This window comes from Marinicella rhabdoformis (assembly GCF_009671245.1).
Classification (GTDB): Bacteria; Pseudomonadota; Gammaproteobacteria; order Xanthomonadales; family Marinicellaceae; genus Marinicella; species Marinicella rhabdoformis.
In genome coordinates this window covers 1-13,953 of record NZ_VTFS01000010.1, presented here as the reverse complement: position 1 = coordinate 13,953, position 13,953 = coordinate 1, and the positions used below count along the sequence as shown (strand labels likewise).

The window sequence follows — 13,953 nt, the reverse complement described above, 5'->3', positions numbered from 1 at the left end:
AAGCCAGAAACATTGACACCGACAGTGTATTGAGTAGTCACACAACTGACATTAACTGTGGCATCGCCACCTGCCAAATTACCAGCATCTGCATTGTCGAAACTACACACTTGATCAGGTGTATCAGGTTGTGCTGTGATGTCCACATCAAAGGCAGTACCGTCATCAGCTGTGGTGATGGTTTGCGTGCCATCGGTGTTGATACTCAAGGTGTCACCACCATTAGAGAAGCTGACTGAGTTAGTTGCGGCTAAACCCGTCACGCTGATGTTTACATCATATTGGTTGGTGGTACAAGCCACGGCCAATTCCACATTGCCACCGGCCAGATTACCCATTGGTCCAGTGACCACACAGGTTTGGTTAGGTGAAGTAGGTTGTGTTAAGACAGAAACATTGTATGCAGAGCCATCATCTAAAGCGGTAGCAAAAGTGCTGACGCCATTGGCATTGACATTCAAGTCATCACCTCCGTTGTTTTGGAACACTACAGAGTTACCGCCTGCTAAGCCAGAAACATTGACACCGACAGTGTATTGAGTCGTCACACAACTGACATTAACTGTGGCATCGCCACCTGCCAAATTACCAGCATCTGCATTGTCGAAACTACACACTTGATCAGGTGTATCAGGTTGTGCTGTGATGTCCACATCAAAGGCAGAACCGTCATCAGCAGTTGTGATGGTTTGTGTGCCATCAGCAGCGATGCTTAAAGTGTCACCACCATTGGAGAAGCTGACTGAGTTGGTTGCGGCTAAACCAGTCACGCTGATGTTTACATCATATTGGTTGGTGGTACAAGCCACGGCTAATTCCACATTACCACCGGCCAGATTACCCATTGGTCCAGTGACCACACAGGTTTGGTTAGGTGAAGTAGGTTGTGTTAAGACAGAAACATTGTATGCAGAGCCATCATCTAAAGCGGTAGCAAAAGTGCTGACGCCATTGGCATTGACATTCAAGTCATCACCACCGTTGTTTTGGAACACAACTGTATTGCCACCAGCCAAGCCAGAAACATTGACACCGACAGTGTATTGAGTAGTCACACAACTGACATTAACTGTGGCATCGCCACCTGCCAAATTACCAGCATCTGCATTGTCGAAACTACACACTTGATCAGGTGTATCAGGTTGTGCTGTGATATCTACATCATAAGCAGAACCGTCATCGGCGGTGCTGATGGTTTGTGTGCCATCAGTTCCGATACTTAAAGTGTCTCCGCCATTGGAGAAGCTGACTGAGTTAGTTGCGGCTAAACCTGAAACACTTACGTCTACATTGTATTGGGTTGTAACACATGCAATATCCACAGTGACACCACTTGAAATCATGTTTCCTGAGGCATTACCTGAAGTAATTGTGCAGACTTGATTTGGGGTGTCTGGCTGTTGAGTAATGCTGATGTTATATGCTGTGCCATCTGAAAGTCCAGACAGTTTGGTTATACCATTGTTGCTGATGTCGAGCAGGTCTTTGGCATTAGAAACAGTGACAGCGTTTGTTGCGGCCAACCCTGTCACATTAACATTTAAGTCAAATGCTTCTTGGCATATTTGTAGCGCCATATCATTTGTTTCTGCGTTCCATGTAACCGCTGGATACTCAGTGGCAAATACGTTTCCAGCTATAGAGTTGGTGCCCGTGTCTCCCACTTCCCAGAATACGCTGTCTGTAGAACCTATTGAGTCGTTATGAATTTCTAACCAATAAGTACCTGCAGTTAAAGGAACGGCATTGCTGGTTGTTAACACCACCCGAAATTCATCTACACCAAAAAGGTCTACTCCAGTATCTGTTTTAGTTGCAGAAACGTTTGATTCTGTATATACCACTGTACCAGGTATGCCGCCGTTGTCGTTGTGTATCGTGAGTGTCCATGTATCTACAATGGCATTGTTGTCGGGGAAATATCCAACAAATATGACAAATTGACCCAATGAAGTGTCACTGGGTAAAACGAAGTTGTCTGACACTATTTGTACACCAGTTCCAGGTAAACAAAAGTCACAATCAGTGTCTATAAAAAGTCCATTACTTTGATTTGGTGGTTGATCTAATAGTAAGTTGCCTTCACAAAATTGGTTGTTATTGCTTCGCGTTTGATTTGAACTGTCCTGAAAAGCTTCATTTTCATTTGAATCAACGAAGTCAAGCAAAGAGTGTTGAGCAAATGCAGTGCTCGTTACAAAGCAAAATAAAAAAAGTATTCTTTTCATCTTATTATCCCCTTTTAATTAACGAATAATTAGCCTATTACCAGATTAAATGATTTGCAAATATGCTGCTTTTTTTTGAGTTTTTACTTGTGTTTTGATTCTTTAGTGAAAATCCAGGGTGATATTTTTGTGTTGTTGAACTTATTTAAGAAGTGATGTGGTTGCTATCATTCTGATATTAAAGCCAATTTATGTTTCTTTCAAGCTTTGTAAATTAAAGGTATTTTGTTGCGGGCTAAGCAATCATATTGTGTATGTGTTCTTTGCTTGGTGGTTGAACTGTTAAAAAAATATTCAAACAATTAACAATTAATTACAAAAAGGATTCATTTATTGAATAGAATTGCTCATTCTTTTGTGACGGGTGTCACAAATTGTCACCCGCCATTTTTAAAAATATGCAGTCCATTTATTTGACTTCTGCCTTACCAGTTGTGCCACGCGGATCGGAAGCGGCCAAAACTTCGCCTGATTTTTTGTTCCAATAAACGCCGTGCATGTTACCCCAGGTGCGGTCGTAGACTTTGACTTCATGGCCTTTGGCTTTTAACGATTTAACCATTTCTGGAGTGAATGCTGCTGACTCTGCATACAATTTATCTGGTAAATATTGGTGGTGATAACGAGGTAAGGAAACCCAAGACTCAGGCAAATTGCCATCGAAATAATCTAATATGGCCAACAATACCATGGTGATGATGCGTGAGCCACCGGGTGTGCCAAGCACAGCCACTTTGTCATCACCCATGACAATGGTAGGACTCATGCTGGACAGTGGGCGTTTAAAAGGTGCGATTTCATTGGCAGTGTCACCAATCAATCCAAAAGCATTAGGTTCACCCGGTTTGGCTGAAAAGTCGTCCATCTCATTGTTGAACAACACACCAGTACCATCAGCAATAAAAGCAGAAGCCAGGCCTGTGTTAACTGTTAATGTGGCAGAAACCATATTGCCTTCAGTATCAATAATAGAAAAATGTGTGGTATCTTCACCTTTTGGCGATTCACCAATACCGGGTAATAGGTCAGATGGCATGGCTTTCTTTGGGTTGATCGCTGCACGCAAGCCGTCGGCATAGTAAGGGTGAGTTAGCATTTGGGTCGGAATTTCGACAAAATCTGGGTCGCCCAAATAGATGCTGCGGTCGCGGTAAGCGCGACGCATCGCTTCGGTGACCAAATGCACACGTTCAGCTGCGTCCACCTCTTTCAAATCCCAAGCTGATAAAATGTTCAAGATGGTGGCAATGGCTATGCCGCCAGAAGAAGGGGGTGATGCCGTAACCAAGGTGTGACCAAGGTAAGTTGTGGTGATGGGCTCGCGTTCTTTAACTTGGTAATTTTTTAAATCATCTAAGGTCCAAATGCCACCGTATTTCTTTGAAGCTTTGACCAGTTTTTTGGCCACTTTGCCTTCATAGAAGCCGGCTTTGCCATGCTTTGCCACGGCTTTCAGCGTTTTGGCTAAATCTTTTTGGATGATCAGTTGATCCAATTCTGGTAATTTGCCATTGGGCAGGTATATGGCTTGAGATGCTGGGTAGCGGTCTATGATTTTCTTTTTGTTTTTGATGTGGCGAATCAGTCTTGGGTAGGCTTTGAAACCGTTTTCAGCGGCATTGATGGCCGGCTGCAATGATTGGCTTAATGGCAAACGCCCGTAATGCTTGGCTAAATGTTCTAATCCTGCGATTTCACCTGGAATGGCGGCCGCTGTGGGTCCGAAAAGTGCTTTGTCGCGATCGACTTCGCCGTTTTCATCCAAATACATGTCACGGTGTGCAGCGCCTGGTGCGGTTTCACGACCATCAATCATCACATTTTTGCCGTCTTTGGCTCGGTGTAATAACCAGAATGCGCCACCGCCGATGCCTGAGCTTTGTTGTTCTACAACGGCCAATGTTGAACTGACTGCAATGGCCGCATCGAAAGCGTTACCGCCTTCAGCCAAAATTTTATGACCTGCTTCAGTGGCCAGGTAATGGGACGATGCAATGGCGGCTTTAGGAGGCGTTTGGCTAAAAGCTGTGCTGCTTAGCAGCATAAGTATTAAGGTCAGTTTTTTCATAATTTTTCAGTCAATTTTTTGTATTTGGCCATCAATTGGTCTTCAGTTTCTTCGTGGTCTGGGTCTTTGGGGATGCATTCAACTGGGCAAATCTCTGCACATTGTGGCTCGTCAAAATGTCCGATACACTCGGTGCATAAATCAGGGTTGATTTCAAATATTTCAGGGCCCATGTAAATCGCATCATTGGGACAGACGGGTTCACACACGTCACAATTGATACATTCGTCGGTGATGATCAAAGCCATGGTTTATTGTCCTTCAGTAAATCCGAACTTGTCTTTCAATGCATCGAGCACCAAAGGATGGGCAAATTTTGATACATCACCATTGAGCATGGCGATTTCTTTTACCAGCGATGATGAGACAAAACTGAATTGTTCAGCGGGTGTCAAAAACATGGTTTCCACATCTGGCATCAAATGGCGGTTCATGCTGGCCAATTGAAATTCGTATTCAAAATCTGATACAGCACGCAAACCACGCAATATCACTTGCGCATTTTGTTGTTCGGCAAAGTCAGCCAATAAAACATCAAAGCCAACAATGGTTACGTTATCGTATTTGGCGGTGATTTTTTTTGCTAACTCAATCCTTTCATCTAGTGTGAATAAAGGGCCTTTGCGCCGGGAGTCAGCAATGCCAACCACCAAATGATCGAAGATTTTTGCGCCACGACGAATCAAGTCAGCATGACCGTTGGTGATGGGGTCGAACGTGCCAGGATAAATGGCGATGTTGTTTTTACTCATGGCTTAGGGTGTCTTCTTTTTTCCACAGTTCAAAGCAAACTTGGCCTGCGGTTTTTTGTTTGTGTAAAGTCCAAAATTCAGGGTTCATGTCATTGATGACCTGATTTTTTCTGAACTCTCGATAGAGTAAGGCGTCAGGTCCAGCGCAGTCGTTGATTATAGCACTGATTGTGTTCAAATCATCATTGTCAAAAGGAGGGTCTAAAAAGATCAAGTCGTACTTTTTTTCGTTTTTATTGATGAATTGTTTGGCGAATGTTCTTTGGATATTGATGTTTTCAAATTGTAAGGCTTTTTTATTGACCAGCAATTGCTTTACGACTTTTTCAGCATTGTCCACCATGTCAACATGTAAAGCCCCTCTGGAAGCGGCTTCAAAGCCTAAAGCCCCAGAACCAGCGAACAAATCCAAAACATTTTTGCCATAAATGTCATGGGCTAACCAGTTAAACAATGTCTCACGGACACGGTCGGTAGTAGGCCGTAAGCCCTTGGCATCCTGTACTTCAATGCGTCTTGAGCGGTGCGTTCCTGCTATGATTCTGACTTGTGACACGAATTATGACTTTATTTTGATAAAATGAACGCCATATTCTACAGAATTCAATGTCCACAAGCACCATGATTAAGTTTTTTAAGAACAAAAAGAAAGAAAAGTTGGCTAAAGAGAAGCTGGCACAGCAGCAAGCCCAAGCCAAGGAAGCTAAGGAAACAGCAAATGATCCTATTGTTGTTAACCCAAGCGCTCCAAAGTCAGTATCAATTGATGTGGATTCTGATTTCAATAAATCAACTAATAATGAAGCTGGAACACAATCAAAACAAGCTGCTGTTGAGCCTGTCGTTGAAGAAAAAAGTGCACAAAGTGGTGATGAGCAACCAAAACCAGAAGGAAAGCGGGAACAACAACAGGATAACCCAACTCAAAATAATCAAGCGGTAAATCAGGCGCCACAAAATGTAGAGGCAAATAATACTGTTCAGCCCACCCTTGAACAGCAAGAAAAGCCTATTCATGAACAAACAACCCAAGAAGTGCCTGTTTATACTGAAACTGAGCCTAAAAAATCGGCACAAGCTACAGCGTTGAATACCCCCGATAGTGAGTCAAATGATTCGCAAACTAATGTACTGGAAAGCAAACTAGAAAAGTCGAACAAAAACTTCGGCAAAAAAATGAAGCAGTTGTTTTCATTCAAGAAAAAAATTGACGAGGAACTGTTCGAAGACATAGAAACCACTTTGTTGATGGCTGATGTGGGTGCCACAGCCACCATGGATGTGATGGAAAAAGTAAGAAAGTCTATCAAACGCAAAAACTTATCAGATGCCGATGCGGTTTATGATGCCTTGAAAGTGCAATTGGGCGAATTAGCGGCCAAAGTGGAACAACCATTGCACATTGACACTGAAAAACAACCTTTTGTTATTTTGGTGGTGGGTGTGAATGGTGTAGGCAAAACAACAACCATTGCCAAGCTGGCCAAAAAATACAAATCAGATGGAAAAAAAGTGATGCTGGCTGCTGGTGATACTTTCCGTGCTGCTGCTGTTGAACAATTGAAAACCTGGGGTCAACGTGAAAACATTCCTGTGATGGCACAAAATACAGGGGCAGATTCTGCTTCTGTGATTTTCGATGCCATGACGTCGGCCAAGTCTAAGGGCATGGACATATTGATTGCCGATACTGCCGGAAGATTACACACCCAAGCCAACTTGATGCAAGAGTTGGAAAAGATTGGTCGTGTGATGAGGAAAAATGATGAAACGGCACCGCATGAAACGCTGATAGTGGTCGATGGTGGCACAGGCCAAAATGCCATTTCACAAGTGCGTGAATTCAACAAGGCAGGAACGCTCAGTGGCATTGTTATCACCAAATTAGACGGCACTGCCAAAGGCGGTGTGTTGTTCAATCTGGCTGCAGAGTTCGGCATTCCGGTTAGGTACATTGGTGTGGGTGAACAATCGGTTGACCTCAAGCCTTATCTTGCCAAAGACTTTGTTGATGCGATAGTTGGATAAAGGTTGGATACAGGAAAAATTTTGGCGACATTTGATTCGCAAAAGGTGGTCAATTGGTACCACCAACATGGTCGAAAGCATTTGCCTTGGCAGCCAATAAGCTCACAAAAAGGCAGTAAAAAACAAGCCAATCCCTACCATGTGTGGTTGTCAGAGATCATGCTACAACAGACTCAGGTGGTTAAAGTTATGGAATACTTTGATCGCTTTATTTCTGCTTTACCGACGCTAGAATCATTGGCACAAGCCGACGAACAAACCGTCATGGCCTTGTGGTCAGGTTTGGGTTACTACAACCGCGCAAGAAACTTACACAAGGCTGCGAAACAATGTGTTGAGCTTCATCAAGGCGAGCTTCCACAATCACGAGAAGCACTGGAAGCTTTGTCTGGTATCGGCCGGTCAACAGCTGCAGCCATCATGTCATTGGCATTTGATAAACCTGAGCCGATCATGGATGGTAACGTCAAACGTGTGTTTGCGCGACAGTTTTTGGTCAAAGGCGAACCGAATAAAGCCAGCACATTAAAGCAGTTTTGGGCATTGGCAGAACAGCATGCGAACCAAACAGACCCAGCAGCTTATACGCAAGGCCTGATGGATTTGGGTGCAACTTTGTGTAAAAAGTCCAAACCTGATTGTAGTCGCTGCCCGATAGAATCCAGCTGTCTGGCCAAGGGAGAAGATGTGATTGCTGACTACCCTGAGAAAAAGAAAAAGGTCAAACAAACCACCTTGAACTTATATGTCAGGCTAGAAGCCTGTAGTGATGACACATTAAGCACGTTACAGTTAGAACAAAGGCCCAGTAAAGGCATTTGGCCTAAACTGTGGTTTTTTCCCTTGTACGAAGTTGAGCCAAAAGAGCCACCTTTGTTTGTCATAACGCACAAGCTGACGCACCGCATTCTACAGCTGCATGTTTATCCACAAACCCATACACAGCAAAACATCGCTATAAAAGACAGTCAATCAAAGCGCATCCAACGATCAGAACTGTTAAAATACCCACATCCAAAAGCATTGACACACATACTGAATCACTATGACAACCATCACTTGCCTTAAATACGGTGCTGATCAAGCACCGATTCCATATCCTGCATACCCTGGCGAACTGGGCGAACGCATCATGGCCAACGTCAGTATGAAATTTTGGCAAGAATGGCTGGCGCAACAAACCATGATTATCAATGAAAATCACTTTTCTCCAATCGATCCTGAGCATCGTAAAATCATAGAAGAAAAAATGATTAAATTTTTATTCGAAGGCCAAGACGTTACCCCACAAGGTTTTGCGCCAGAAGACGAATAATTAATTAAAAAAATGTGCGACTAAAGTTTGACAGACAAAAAAAGCCAAACTATAATTCGCCTTCCTTTGAGAGAGGTCATCTCTCAAGATGGTGTGCCCGGTTAGCTCAGTCGGTAGAGCAGGGGATTGAAAATCCCCGTGTCCGTGGTTCGATTCCGCGACCGGGCACCATTTTATTCATGTAAGTTGTTGATATTAAATAATAATTCTAATAATTATATTGTTTGTACCATGATTTGTACCAACGCAAGTCTCTATTATTGTTATTTTTAATAAGTGGATTCCACTTGTAAGTTGAAACTAGAACTAAACCCCTTTACATTTTACCAACTAACCCATCTTTAAAGTAAGGCGTCATCACGGTCAGCTATTACATCCTAAGAAAATAAATAACTTCAAAGGGCATCGGCCCTTTTTTTATGCTCTAATTAAATTTCTTTCACCGCTTGGCGGTGTTTTGCTTATCTTACTGGTCGTTCGCTTGTTATGCGCTTCACGCAAAAATAGGGGCTTACTGCCCACAATCCGCTACCAAGATAAATAATCCGTTTGATACTGCAATCGGTTAACTCACTGTCGTTCGTCACTGCGATTTTGATCAAGCCGTTGATTTTTCTTTACGCTTCCCCCCGTGTCTTCGTTAGACGGGCAGGGTTTATAGATTTTAAAAATATATAAACACTTAACCGATTGAGGAAATGACATGAAAAATACAAGTAAATTTGAATATAGTACGATAGAAGAAGTGATTGAAGCGGCAAAGCATTTTGTGGGTGAGAAATGCAATCACTCTTTTCAAACTGAAAGTGAAGCGTTTTGTAGTCCTGACCTTGTGGGTGATTTTTTGTTGTTGAACCATGAGCAGACACCTCACGAAACATTTTCTGTGATGTTTCTTAACTCTAAAAATAAGCTAATCTGTCATGAAGTGATTTTTTCTGGTTCAATTTCATCAGCCCAGGTTTACCCTCGAACGATTGCTCAAAAGGCGCTATCTTGCAACGCAGCTGCGGTTATCTTAGCTCATCATCATCCATCAGGTGACACCAAACCAAGCCAGTCTGATATTCGATTGACTGAAAACTTGAAGGAAGCTCTTAAACTGATTGATGTGAAAGTTCTGGATCACTTTGTTATAGGTGGAAAAACATTTTTTTCAATGGCATCTCATCAGTTGATGTGAGGTCATTGGGTAATCCCCCCCCATTTTGTATTGACTTCAAAAGTAGAAGCTTTATTGCCCGAAACAAAACCGCTCATTTTGTTTCAATTGGGCGCAACTGGCACCAATTCCCAAAGTAGGAGCCTACAGATACTTACATTTACAATTTTTCCAATAACTTGTTTTGAAACAGTTCTCAGACAAAATTGTTTCAAATCGTGACATACTCATTTTTGTAGGAATTTATTGACACTGAAATCAGAATTTCTCTGTATTCAACTCATATCATTTTGCCGATAATTTCAGCCATCAAACGGTTTGATGACCGTCAGGTAACTTTCGAAGTAACCGATAACCACCGATAAGCTTCTGGCCGTTTGATCTTATTTGGGAATTGATATGAAAAATATAGCAGCAGAAAAAATAAAAAACACCAGGCTTGCACGTAAGGCACAAATTAATTCAGGTTTGAACCATGAAATTCGAGCCCTTCAAAGAGAATTGGTTATGAATTCCTTTTCAGTGAATTTTGACCAGGCAAAGCACAAGATGTTAATGGATAAATTGAATATGCTTAAAACAGAGCACAGAAACATTGCTAAACTTAATTCTCATCCAGCAATCTAACGTAACATAAAATACATTATGGGAACCTAAATCCCGAAACAAAACTACGGAGTAAGTGAATCGTCTGCAAGGTATTTTTATGCCTAAATTTCCTGTAAGTCTTCGCGCATTCTTTTTTCGAGTAGGGTAGACTTTTCTTGGATCAATTTACATTGTGACTCAAATTGCTTTTGTTCAGAATATATTTTCTGCTGGTCACCGGACAAAAATAATTGAGGCATAGACTGCAAAAAACTGCTTGCTGTGTCCATAGACTCTTTTACTGAAATTTCGAGATCATCTAATGCATTCAACATTGCTTCGCTTGCCACAAGGCGAATAGATTTAGTCTCTGCTCTTAATTTTATATAGTCGCGGGATGCTTGATCTTTTATGGCGAAAACTGCACTTGTAAACTCACTTAAGGCTTGTTTTTTGTCGTGTTGAGTTTTAGCTACAGCCATTGCAGTAAAATACGTACTAACAACAGGTTGAAACGTAGCCATTAAATTTGTTTGATTGTTTTTGCCAAATTCATCTATTTTTTCTAAGTAACGCTCATATTGAGCGAGCTTCGATTGATAATTTGACGTTTTCCTTGAAAGTTTTAAATCAAGCTTATGCTGAAGTTTCTTGAGCTGCTCTTTGTGGTGTTGAGTATTGAAGTAAGCAAATCCTAAAAGCAGAAAATTCAATATGGCTGACACCCACAGTAAGATCGCTTTGTTTTCGAGGTAGAATTGGTAAAGAGTTTCCATTTAGGTATAACGCCGGCATTTGCGGCTGGTTTGGAGCCCAGCGGAAAACCAGTCCGACAACATGCGCTTATTAGGGGCATTCATACCCCGTTCCTCGCTGATTTAATATCGAGAAGATTTATTTGATTAATCTTATCTTTATGAATGATGATAGTAAGTCTTGCTGGATATTTGAATCGCATTTCGCTAATCCGGAAAGTCCAAAGCATTATCTTCAATAGGTCTTCATCACTTATAGATTTATGGCCTTTTATTCGAGTAATTCCTGAACCAAATATTGGCGTGGACACATTTTTCTGGGCATAGACGTTATTTACCTTATCCCAAAAGTTAATCAAGAACTCTAAGTACTCAGGCATAGAGAGCAAGGCTTTGTTATTCTTATCGAACTTGGCGAATGCTGTTAGTAGATAGTCGCCATGTATACAAATGGTTCCTATTTGGTAACGATCAACCTTGCCTTGCGCTCTATCAGGGTTGCTTTCAATAAATTCATCGTTTTCAAATGCATAGTTTCGAATATAGTCATCCAGATCAGAAACTGAGACTTCGAGGTGGTTGTTGATAAATATGCCGTTAACCGAGTTCTCGGCAATTATTTTATTGTCTACTTGCGTGTCAAAATACTCGTTAAATGCAATAGCTTTCAGACCTGCCTGCTGAAAAATATCACCAACTTTAATTGTTACATCGCTTCCTTCAACTTTGATATCAATCTTGTTTAAGGTGATGGCCCAAATCCAAATTAAAATATAAATTACCGCCAACGACCCGAGGAAAATCCATCCATATAAAGATTTACAGTCCTTCGGAATATCAACGAATAGGACAATAAGAGATAAGGTTACACTTATAGATGAAGTGACCTTGAGAAAGTTTTCAAAAACCCTTTTGTCAAAGAAGCTTACTTTTGTCATCGCTCGATTATGTGCCCGTCAGATAATTAAGGGTTATACCGAAAAATGCCTGGATCAACTTTTGTTGCTAGCATAAAGTCCGAGTCAATTAGGGCGCTCTTAATGAGGCTTTGTTTTAATGGCACATGAAGTGTTGGAACTTTACCCATTGAATCTCTGAATATCGGAAGCTTATCCCATAGGTTTTTAACGCTTGTTTTAAGATTTCCGTTTGTCAGAAGACTCTCTTTGGAGTCATATTCGGGATATATCACAATGACTGGCATCCCTTGGTCATTAATCCCATAATCAATTTCTTCCCTTAATGCCCTTGAACTTACTGTATTGGAACTAAGGAAAAGAACGATGTTTTTTGAACTTCGAAGTCGTTCTCTTAACCTTGGTTTTAACGTTAACTCCCAATCACTATTATCACGGACGTTGTATGTTTTGTCATGCCCGTCATCGAAAGGGAAAGAAGAGTCATTACCTTTCCAAGCTCGTAGCATGTTGTAATAGCAAAAGTCTTTTGTGGCATGTGCCCCAAGTGCACTTGCGTTGAAAGGTTCTGCAACATAAAAGGCTGTGTAATTTCCATTTCTATATGCCATTTTTTCTCCAAAAGTTATATTTCTGATAGCTAGGCTTGGCCCCTAACAATTTATTATATAGCATTAATACTATATATCGTCAAATTTGCTAATATTCGAGCGCTTAAAAATCTGATATTATCATAAGTGATTGATTTAAGGCAAAATTGGCGTTTACTGGACGCACGTTTATTCCGTAATCTGACACTATAAGTCTCGAAAAGTATACATTCCAGAACTATCTGTTTATTTGTTCCATATTTTGTTCTATAATTATAGTTCTTTAATCTTATAGATATTTTGGGAATAATGGCAATTGTTGGCTATGCAAGGGTATCATCTGTTGGACAGTCTCTTGATGTTCAGTTGGATAAACTTAATCAATTTGGTTGCGAGAAGATATTCAAAGAAAAATCATCTGGCACCACTGCTCAACGTCCTGAATTTAAAAATTGTATAGATTATGTTCGTGATGGTGATTTGTTGGTCATCACCAAACTTGATCGATTAGCGCGCTCAACGCTTCACTTGCATTCAACTTTATCCAAGTTGAATGAAAAAGGGGTTGATTTCAAGGTGCTTGACCAATCTATAGACACGACAACGAAAGAGGGCAGATTGATGTTTTCTTTTCTTGCTGGCATTGCAGAATTTGAGACTGAGCTGAGAAAAGAAAGGCAAAACGAGGGTATTCAAAAAGCTTTGGCCAATGGTGTGAAATTTGGCGCAAAGCCCAAACTGAATGAAAGACAAATTAAGCAATTAGTTGATGATAAAAAGGCAGGCCTTACAATTTCTGAATTAATGAATAAATACAATATTGGCAAAACAACCGTTTATCGGTTAATTGCACAACATGGAAAAAACTATGGCTAAATTAAACAGCAAACAACTTAATGAAAAATACGATCAGTTAATAGTTGAAATGCAAAATTTTCGGGCTTTAATGGAAGAGGTTGAAGCATTAGATTTAAACACCCTTTCTGAAAAAGCTGATAATATTGAAGAAGCACATAAAGATTTATTTGAGCCTGTTAGAGATCATGAGAATGAAGTTGTTCAAGTACCAAAAGCCCAATGGTTTGATGATAAATTTCATGAAATCAACACTAAGGTTAAAGGTCTTAAAAAATTTGAGGAGTCTATTGATTTACTCCAAAAAAGAGCAGAAAAACTAACCCAAGCTGTAACAGAAAATGCCACTTTTGACTCGTTTAAAGAACAAGCAAAAACATATAGAAAATTTGCTGGCTGGCACTCTGTTGGTGGTTATCTCTGTATGGCACTAATCCCTTTGTTTATTCTTTCCTTTTCGTCTATATGTAATGGTCAAGTTTTTCCGGACACATTTTTAGGCTGCTTTTCTTAATTCGTTGTACTTTTTGTTTGGTGTTATGTATCCAATTGCTGAGTTTAATCTTTTGTAGTTATAAAAGTAGATATAACTTTCAACTTCAGCAATCACCGCTTCATGATTAATGAAGCTCAATGAGTTTAGCCTTTCGGTTTTCAGGTTTCTAAAAAACCGTTCCATAACGGCATTGTCCCAA

Annotated in this window: 16 protein-coding genes and 1 tRNA gene; 8 read left to right on the top strand and 9 right to left on the bottom strand. The window is 40.8% G+C overall.

Features of this window, described 5'->3' with window-relative positions:
• The 5 genes from FET73_RS14970 to rsmD all read right to left on the bottom strand — a co-directional run.
• On the bottom strand, nt 1–2,228 hold a 2,228-nt coding region (locus FET73_RS14970), incomplete at its 3' end, for a beta strand repeat-containing protein (protein ID WP_154224780.1).
• A 409-nt stretch (nt 2,229–2,637) separates the two neighbouring features.
• Nucleotides 2,638–4,296 (bottom strand): gamma-glutamyltransferase, encoded by a 1,659-nt coding sequence (gene ggt / locus FET73_RS14965; RefSeq protein ID WP_218944368.1) that lies wholly within the window; start codon nt 4,294–4,296, stop codon nt 2,638–2,640.
• Entirely contained in the window at nt 4,293–4,544 is a 252-nt protein-coding gene (locus FET73_RS14960) for a YfhL family 4Fe-4S dicluster ferredoxin (protein WP_154224779.1), read from the bottom strand. Before FET73_RS14960 ends, ggt begins: the two co-directional genes overlap by 4 nt.
• Before the next feature lie 3 nt (nt 4,545–4,547).
• Nucleotides 4,548–5,048, bottom strand: a complete 501-nt coding sequence (gene coaD, locus FET73_RS14955) for a pantetheine-phosphate adenylyltransferase (RefSeq protein ID WP_154224778.1) — start codon at nt 5,046–5,048, stop codon at nt 4,548–4,550.
• Nucleotides 5,041–5,604 carry a 16S rRNA (guanine(966)-N(2))-methyltransferase RsmD gene (gene rsmD, locus FET73_RS14950; protein WP_154224777.1) on the bottom strand — a complete coding sequence of 188 codons (564 nt, stop codon included), beginning with the start codon at nt 5,602–5,604 and terminating at the stop codon, nt 5,041–5,043. Before rsmD ends, coaD begins: the two co-directional genes overlap by 8 nt.
• Nucleotides 5,605–5,654: 50 nt before the next feature.
• Between rsmD and ftsY the strand changes: the two genes are divergently transcribed.
• The 6 genes from ftsY to FET73_RS14920 all read left to right on the top strand — a co-directional run bounded on the left by ftsY (nt 5,655) and on the right by FET73_RS14920 (nt 10,180).
• Nucleotides 5,655–7,076, top strand: coding sequence for a signal recognition particle-docking protein FtsY (ftsY, locus tag FET73_RS15335; RefSeq protein ID WP_246172781.1), 1,422 nt, complete (start codon nt 5,655–5,657; stop codon nt 7,074–7,076).
• Between the two features lie 21 nt (nt 7,077–7,097).
• Nucleotides 7,098–8,144: an A/G-specific adenine glycosylase gene (gene mutY, locus FET73_RS14940; RefSeq protein WP_179952327.1), complete on the top strand. Its 1,047-nt coding sequence runs from the start codon at nt 7,098–7,100 to the stop codon at nt 8,142–8,144.
• Nucleotides 8,122–8,391 carry an oxidative damage protection protein gene (locus tag FET73_RS14935; protein WP_154224775.1) on the top strand — a complete coding sequence of 90 codons (270 nt, stop codon included), beginning with the start codon at nt 8,122–8,124 and terminating at the stop codon, nt 8,389–8,391. Before mutY ends, FET73_RS14935 begins: the two co-directional genes overlap by 23 nt.
• Nucleotides 8,392–8,486: 95 nt before the next feature.
• Nucleotides 8,487–8,562, top strand: a tRNA-Phe gene (locus tag FET73_RS14930).
• A gap of 532 nt (nt 8,563–9,094) precedes the next feature.
• Nucleotides 9,095–9,574, top strand: a complete 480-nt coding sequence (locus tag FET73_RS14925; RefSeq protein WP_154224774.1) for a JAB domain-containing protein — start codon at nt 9,095–9,097, stop codon at nt 9,572–9,574.
• Nucleotides 9,575–9,952: 378 nt separating this feature from the next.
• On the top strand, nt 9,953–10,180 hold the full coding sequence (locus tag FET73_RS14920) for a hypothetical protein (RefSeq protein ID WP_154224773.1): 228 nt from the start codon (nt 9,953–9,955) through the stop codon (nt 10,178–10,180).
• 83 nt (nt 10,181–10,263) lie between these two features.
• Here FET73_RS14920 and FET73_RS14915 read toward each other — a convergent pair whose 3' ends face one another.
• The 3 genes from FET73_RS14915 to FET73_RS14905 form a co-directional block, all read right to left on the bottom strand.
• Complete coding sequence (locus FET73_RS14915) at nt 10,264–10,917, bottom strand: hypothetical protein (RefSeq protein ID WP_154224772.1); 654 nt, start codon at nt 10,915–10,917, stop codon at nt 10,264–10,266.
• A gap of 80 nt (nt 10,918–10,997) precedes the next feature.
• Complete coding sequence (locus FET73_RS14910) at nt 10,998–11,834, bottom strand: macro domain-containing protein (RefSeq protein ID WP_154224771.1); 837 nt, start codon at nt 11,832–11,834, stop codon at nt 10,998–11,000.
• 26 nt (nt 11,835–11,860) lie between these two features.
• Nucleotides 11,861–12,424: a TIR domain-containing protein gene (locus FET73_RS14905; protein WP_154224770.1), complete on the bottom strand. Its 564-nt coding sequence runs from the start codon at nt 12,422–12,424 to the stop codon at nt 11,861–11,863.
• Nucleotides 12,425–12,712: 288 nt separating this feature from the next.
• Here FET73_RS14905 and FET73_RS14900 point away from each other — a divergent pair, with 288 nt between their 5' ends.
• Nucleotides 12,713–13,279, top strand: coding sequence for a recombinase family protein (locus tag FET73_RS14900; protein WP_154224769.1), 567 nt, complete (start codon nt 12,713–12,715; stop codon nt 13,277–13,279).
• Nucleotides 13,272–13,772 carry a synaptobrevin family protein gene (locus FET73_RS14895; RefSeq protein ID WP_154224768.1) on the top strand — a complete coding sequence of 167 codons (501 nt, stop codon included), beginning with the start codon at nt 13,272–13,274 and terminating at the stop codon, nt 13,770–13,772. The genes FET73_RS14900 and FET73_RS14895 overlap by 8 nt, the downstream gene beginning before the upstream one ends.
• Here FET73_RS14895 and FET73_RS14890 read toward each other — a convergent pair.
• Nucleotides 13,755–13,953: integrase core domain-containing protein (locus FET73_RS14890; RefSeq protein WP_154224767.1), on the bottom strand; the 199-nt coding region annotated here is incomplete at its 5' end. The genes FET73_RS14895 and FET73_RS14890 overlap by 18 nt on opposite strands.

Excerpts from the sequence above, each read along its gene's own strand:
- ggt (WP_218944368.1), bottom strand. The coding sequence starts at position 4,296 with ATGAAAAAACTGACCTTAATACTTATGCTGCTAAGCAGCACAGCTTTT.
- FET73_RS14960 (WP_154224779.1), bottom strand. The coding sequence starts at position 4,544 with ATGGCTTTGATCATCACCGACGAATGTATCAATTGTGACGTGTGTGAA.
- coaD (WP_154224778.1), bottom strand. The coding sequence starts at position 5,048 with ATGAGTAAAAACAACATCGCCATTTATCCTGGCACGTTCGACCCCATC.
- ftsY (WP_246172781.1), top strand. The coding sequence starts at position 5,655 with ATGTCCACAAGCACCATGATTAAGTTTTTTAAGAACAAAAAGAAAGAA.
- FET73_RS14935 (WP_154224775.1), top strand. The coding sequence starts at position 8,122 with ATGACAACCATCACTTGCCTTAAATACGGTGCTGATCAAGCACCGATT.
- FET73_RS14925 (WP_154224774.1), top strand. The coding sequence starts at position 9,095 with ATGAAAAATACAAGTAAATTTGAATATAGTACGATAGAAGAAGTGATT.
- FET73_RS14920 (WP_154224773.1), top strand. The coding sequence starts at position 9,953 with ATGAAAAATATAGCAGCAGAAAAAATAAAAAACACCAGGCTTGCACGT.
- FET73_RS14915 (WP_154224772.1), bottom strand. The coding sequence starts at position 10,917 with ATGGAAACTCTTTACCAATTCTACCTCGAAAACAAAGCGATCTTACTG.
- FET73_RS14910 (WP_154224771.1), bottom strand. The coding sequence starts at position 11,834 with ATGACAAAAGTAAGCTTCTTTGACAAAAGGGTTTTTGAAAACTTTCTC.
- FET73_RS14905 (WP_154224770.1), bottom strand. The coding sequence starts at position 12,424 with ATGGCATATAGAAATGGAAATTACACAGCCTTTTATGTTGCAGAACCT.
- FET73_RS14900 (WP_154224769.1), top strand. The coding sequence starts at position 12,713 with ATGGCAATTGTTGGCTATGCAAGGGTATCATCTGTTGGACAGTCTCTT.
- FET73_RS14895 (WP_154224768.1), top strand. The coding sequence starts at position 13,272 with ATGGCTAAATTAAACAGCAAACAACTTAATGAAAAATACGATCAGTTA.